6 protein-coding genes are annotated in these 5336 nt (G+C 44.8%); 3 read left to right on the plus strand and 3 right to left on the minus strand.

Translation table 11 applies throughout. The features are described from left to right. Positions 1–72: 72 nt before the first annotated feature. Together GOU96_RS16675 and GOU96_RS16680 are read right to left on the minus strand one after the other, a co-directional pair. Positions 73–870 (minus strand): EAL domain-containing protein, encoded by a 798-nt coding sequence (locus GOU96_RS16675; RefSeq protein ID WP_002045101.1) that lies wholly within the window; start codon positions 868–870, stop codon positions 73–75. Positions 871–1265: 395 nt separating this feature from the next. After that, positions 1266–1901 carry a hypothetical protein gene (locus GOU96_RS16680; RefSeq protein ID WP_000923231.1) on the minus strand — a complete coding sequence of 212 codons (636 nt, stop codon included), beginning with the start codon at positions 1899–1901 and terminating at the stop codon, positions 1266–1268. 386 nt (positions 1902–2287) lie between these two features. Between GOU96_RS16680 and GOU96_RS16685 the strand changes: the two genes are divergently transcribed. Together GOU96_RS16685 and GOU96_RS16690 are read left to right on the plus strand one after the other, a co-directional pair. Next, positions 2288–2833 carry a cytochrome b gene (locus GOU96_RS16685; RefSeq protein WP_000797827.1) on the plus strand — a complete coding sequence of 182 codons (546 nt, stop codon included), beginning with the start codon at positions 2288–2290 and terminating at the stop codon, positions 2831–2833. Then, positions 2830–3399 carry a YceI family protein gene (locus GOU96_RS16690; protein ID WP_000753204.1) on the plus strand — a complete coding sequence of 190 codons (570 nt, stop codon included), beginning with the start codon at positions 2830–2832 and terminating at the stop codon, positions 3397–3399. Before GOU96_RS16685 ends, GOU96_RS16690 begins: the two co-directional genes overlap by 4 nt. A 107-nt stretch (positions 3400–3506) precedes the next feature. Here GOU96_RS16690 and focA read toward each other — a convergent pair whose 3' ends face one another. Next, positions 3507–4958, minus strand: coding sequence for a formate transporter FocA (gene focA, locus GOU96_RS16695; protein ID WP_001961829.1), 1452 nt, complete (start codon positions 4956–4958; stop codon positions 3507–3509). A gap of 216 nt (positions 4959–5174) precedes the next feature. Here focA and GOU96_RS16700 point away from each other — a divergent pair. After that, positions 5175–5336: LysR family transcriptional regulator (locus GOU96_RS16700; RefSeq protein ID WP_324702030.1), on the plus strand; the 162-nt coding region annotated here is incomplete at its 3' end.

Genomic DNA, 5336 nt, shown 5'->3' on the forward strand with positions numbered 1-5336 from the left:
GTTAGAGACACATTCCGCGATGATATTCGCTGGAATTTTACTTACCGCTGATGCCCCTATCTTGACGAGTATTTAGTTAGCATTTGCCACTTTAGCGGTTTGGGCAATCCCTTCTGGTAAAGCGAGGTAGTAACCTTGGTACATATTAATATCAAGTTTTTGCATCGCAGCGAGTTGCTCCGCCGTTTCGATACCTTCTACAACCGTATGTGCGCCCGTTTTTTGCGCTAGCTGAACACCGGCCAGCAATCCACAGCAATCACCGGCCATAAAATCGAGCAGTAACTGTCTATCCAGTTTGATGATATTGGGGCGCAGCATGGCGACCCGCTCTGGGGTTGATGCTTTACAGCCGAAGTCATCAATCGCAATTTGAAACCCATTGGCGACGAGTTTTTCGGTGGCTATTTGCAGCATGCCTTCATCCCCGGACTCAATTTCAACCAACTCCATCACTACGCGATGATGTGGAATATTAAGCTCGGCCAGTCGTGTGGCAAGCAAGGTAGAGCTGATATCGCAGTAAGCAAATTGCTCACCGGCAACGGGTAAGACATTGAGAAATAGTCGGGTATCACGATAGGGTGAAAGGCTGAAATTGCGAATATGAATGGCTCGGCTTAAGCGCTCCACATTAAGTTTGTCATCATCCGCGAAGGTTTCAGAATGGAAAAACAGATCGGGCCGGATTTGTGTATGATGCTGGGTAAAAATCCTAACCAGTGCTTCAGCACCCACAACCTGATGTTGCTTATCAAAAATGGGTTGAAAGACACTGCGCAAGGTTAATCCGTTATATCTCGCGTAATACTCGCCGCCTTCATCGTAATGGATGCAGTCGAGAAATTGTTGTTTATCAGTCAGAACCATACAAATTGAGCATCCTTGAACAAAAACAGCGTGATGTTTCCCTGAAGTAAAACTTTTGACGCACGCCATGTTATTGGCGAAACGTTCATTCTGTCAATCTTGCTGTCACACGATAGCATGAGTCATAAAAATGAATTTTTGAGCTAAATTAAGCTTTATTCAGTCTCAATCAAAAGTAGGCATTACCTAAGTAACACCTTAAATTACATTATCTTATGGATGGATGACGAGGCTCACATAAATATGCAGATAAAATACATCAAGCTGTCATATTGCGGTGTTCAATAAATCTGATTGTAGAGTGTGCGTAAAAAGGTTTTACAAATATCGACGTAGCTCACTTTTTGTGGCGGGCAAAAATAGAACTCCGTCTAGATTATTCGTCGAGCAAACGATTAGCTCCACTGTAACACGGCGTAAAGTTGTACATATTTACGAACCAGCTGCTGATTTTTAGAACGCTTTAGTGGATGCCCGAATTTGATGAAACAGGGACTTATTTGATAGTAATGTTCCAACGTTTGGGTTAATTGCGAATCACTTTCCTGTAACCCGATCCCTTGAGCATGGTATTCCTCCATCTCATCTGGCAGTTGTCCGGTCCACCAATGGAGCAGTTCACGACTTTTTCGACTGCGTCCCATCCAGTGATCGCTCAGTAGCAGCAGTAAATCATTGGGCTGAATCACATAAGCGTATTCTTGTTTCCACTGGCTAATGTCACGCATTAACTTGACTCGGCAAGCTTTACCCGCACTCATCAGATGATGAGTCAAAATCCATACCGTACCCGCGTCACTGGATACTCTGAAATGATGAGGTAAATCGCGTTGATAGGTCGACTCGATGGGGGCGTATTCGCAAGGATGACCAAATTCACTCAACGTTCTGGCAAGCCGTCTTGCAAAAGCTAACCCTAAATGGTGTTCACTCATTCCTTGATTATGAATGGTTGGATAATGCTTCTCACATAATCTGAGGCAGTCCACCTGAAACTCATTGACACTTTGCGTGACGATATCCAGTAGCAAGATGTTGTTCTCCCTTACAAAAGCTAAACAAGATTATCACAGTTACACTTTGTCACTAGCAGGAAACGGTGACTTCTTGATCTCTAGCGCTTTTCTGGTGGGTAAATTTTAGTCAGCTTTGTACTGTTCGATGAATTACCAAATTCACTTTTTGTTACAAGTCAGTCATGAACCTTCTTGACTGATATGACTCTTTCAAGGTGCGTGAAAGCCATAAATGGCGAGTGTTGTCTATACTCTGTCAAAGTTCGTTCTAATTTTTTGATGTACTTCTTCAGATGGATTGACTAGGCGCAACGTAAAAATTGGTAAATACTCTTTCGAGAATAATTGTTAACCAATAAGCTACAACCCTGTAACTGAAACACGATAAGAGCAATGACGTAATGAAAAATTCAGACAGCCAACACTATAACTTGGTCACTCGCAGTATCCATTGGATTTCTGCTTTGGTCGTTATCGGGATGTTTGCCGTTGGCACTTGGATGATGGATCTCTCTTACTACAGTGAATGGTACCGCACAGCACCACACTGGCATAAGTCGGTAGGTTTATTACTGGCAGGTTTGACTTTATTTCGTCTGATTTGGAAAGCGCTTTCTTCATCTCCGAAAATTGAAGGCGCGCGCTGGGAAATCGTAGCGGCTAAAAGTGCTCATCACTTGATGTACGTTGGATTGTTTGTTCTTTTTGTCTCTGGGTATCTCATCTCAACGGAAGATGGTCGAGGTATTGAGGTGTTCAACTGGTTTACGGTACCTGGGGCGGGGGCTCTATTTGAAAACCAAGCGGATATCGCAGGCAACATCCATTTTTATACGGCTTGGGGCTTAATCATACTGGCGGGGCTGCATGCCGTCGCCGCACTTAAACACCACTTTATTAACCGTGATAACACGTTACGTAAAATGCTGACAGGAGCATCAAAATGAAGAAAACACTAATGGCAGTTGGTCTTGCTGCAGTCATGTCTATCCCATTTGCAGCTAATGCCGCTGACTATGTGATTGATACAAAAGGCGCGCATGCTTCAATCAACTTCAAAGTGAATCATTTGGGTTATAGCTACATTAAGGGACGCTTCAATAAATTTGATGGTGAGTTTTCTTACGACCCTGCCAACATTGCCGCTTCGAGTGTTGTGGTGAATGTGGATACACGCAGCCTAGATTCAAATCATGCGGAGCGTGACAAGCACATTCGCAGCGCAGATTTTATCGATGCTTCGAAATATTCGACCGCGACCTTCAAGAGCACCGAAGTGGTTGATAAAGGCAATGGCCAGCTTGAAGTGAAAGGTGACTTGACTCTACATGGTCAAACTAAACCCATCGTGATCAATGCTGAGTTTATCGGCGCTGGGCAAGATCCATGGGGTGGTCAGCGTGCTGGCTTTGCGGGTACTACCCGTCTTGAGCTGAAAGATTTCGGCATTCAAGTGATGGGTGCTTCTAGCTATGTCGATATGGAACTGCATGTGGAAGGCGTTCAAAAATAATCGATGTTGATTCCTTACTCATTCATGGCTCAGATGAGTAGAAAAAGCCCCCAGAATTTGGGGGCTTGCTTTTGGTTAAGCGACTTATTTCCTAACCAAAATGAGAGTTAAGCGCGAGCCAACGCTTTATCTTTGACAATTCTTACCCGTTCACCATAAATTGGGCGCAGCGCTTCAAGCACATCATTACGCTCCAGTACTCCCACTAACTGACCATTGTGTAGAACAGGCAGCATATGTGGCTTGTTTACCTTCATACTTTTCGCGCGTTCTTCTAATGACAGAGCGTTGAAGCGAGTGGCAATGCCCATGCTTGTGGTTGGGAATAGCTGCTCTTTATCGATACAGAAGAACTCCGCCACATCCACCAACTTGTCGTTGATATCAATCGCAATCACATCACGAGTCATCAGATCTACCACTTTTTGGTCTTGGCTTGGCAAGTAGTCTTGGCACCAAAGGTCAACCATTACATCATGGCTAGATAGCACGCCAACCAAGCGACCTTGCATATCGACAACTGGAGCGGCGGACAAATGGTGGTCGAGCAGGGTGTCGATCGCGGCTGGAGTGGTCATATCAACGCTGAGAGTAATAGGTTGAGTGTTCATCATATCTTTTACTGTAATTGTGCTTTTCATAAGAGTTTCCTTGACTGACGTAAGTGCTTGAGTTTCCGTAATCGTGACAACATTGGCGGCTTTTAACTGAGGGCGGCGGTAAATGCTCCAGTTGGCGAGGCCAACCAGCACGGCACCACCCACAATGTTGCCGAGCGTGACCGGTATTAAGTTAGCCGTAATAAATTGAGTGACATTCAAATCGCTGTATTGGCTGGCTGTCACACCAACTTGTTGCCAGAAACTGTCTGGTGCGAAGTTTTGAATAACAATGCCCAGTGGAACCATGAACATATTGGCCACACAGTGCTCAAAGCCGCTAGAAACAAACATCGCGACAGGCATGATGGTCATGGCCGCTTTAGTCATAGCATTCGCTGAACTGAAGGTCAGCCAAATCGCCAAACAAACCAGTAGGTTACATAGAATGCCTAAAGCAAAAGCTTGTACTGTGGTGTGATGAAGTTTGTGCTGCGCAATATTGAGGGCATTTAAACCCCATTGGCCTTCATCAAGCTGGTAAAGGCCAGCCGCTGTCACCAAAAGCAGTAGAAAAATGGCACCGATAAAGTTACCGACGTACACCTTGCCCCAGATAGAGAGCATTTTTCCAAAACTGATTTCGCGATTTGCCCATGAGATGCTAGATAGCACAGAGCTTGTGAACAACTCGCCACCGCAGATGACGATCAAAATCAGCCCCATACTGAACGCTACACCACCCGCCAGTCGGCTCAATCCCCAGCCGGCAGAAGCGCTGCCTGTGGTGACGGTAATGTAGAACAGAAAAGCCAAACCGATAAAAGCGCCCGCCATAACCGAAAGACCTAAGATCATACCGCTGGTTTTTTTCGCTTTACTCAGTGCGAACTTTTCTGCTTCCGCCATCATTTCAGTGGGTGAAAAGCAGTTTTGATTTTTAGAGTAGGCTGCAGACATATTCGCTCCCCAAACTCAATTTCATGTTTACCTCCGTTTAGTACACAACACCTTATGCGTTGCTACGCCATCAGATTAGAGGGGCAAAAGAGAAAAGGTAAAATTGATAATTTTTAAAAACCATATCAATTCTATTGATATGGTAGGGATGAAGCGTAAAATGAAACCGTTTGCTCATCTGGAGCAAAACAGTGAATGAAAAGAATAGGATAGGCAGTGCGGTATTCATTAAAGCAATTAGCAGTATTTGATGCAGTTGCCGATTGTGGCAGTGTCAGTCAGGCTGCGGATAAACTGGCGCTCACTCAATCAGCAACGAGCATGTCTTTAGCTCAGTTGGAAAAAATGCTCGGACGTCCTCTGTTTGAAAGACAAGGT

It is taken from the genome of Vibrio sp. R-1, from assembly GCF_035615595.1.
Taxonomy (GTDB): domain Bacteria; phylum Pseudomonadota; class Gammaproteobacteria; order Enterobacterales; family Vibrionaceae; genus Vibrio; species Vibrio cholerae.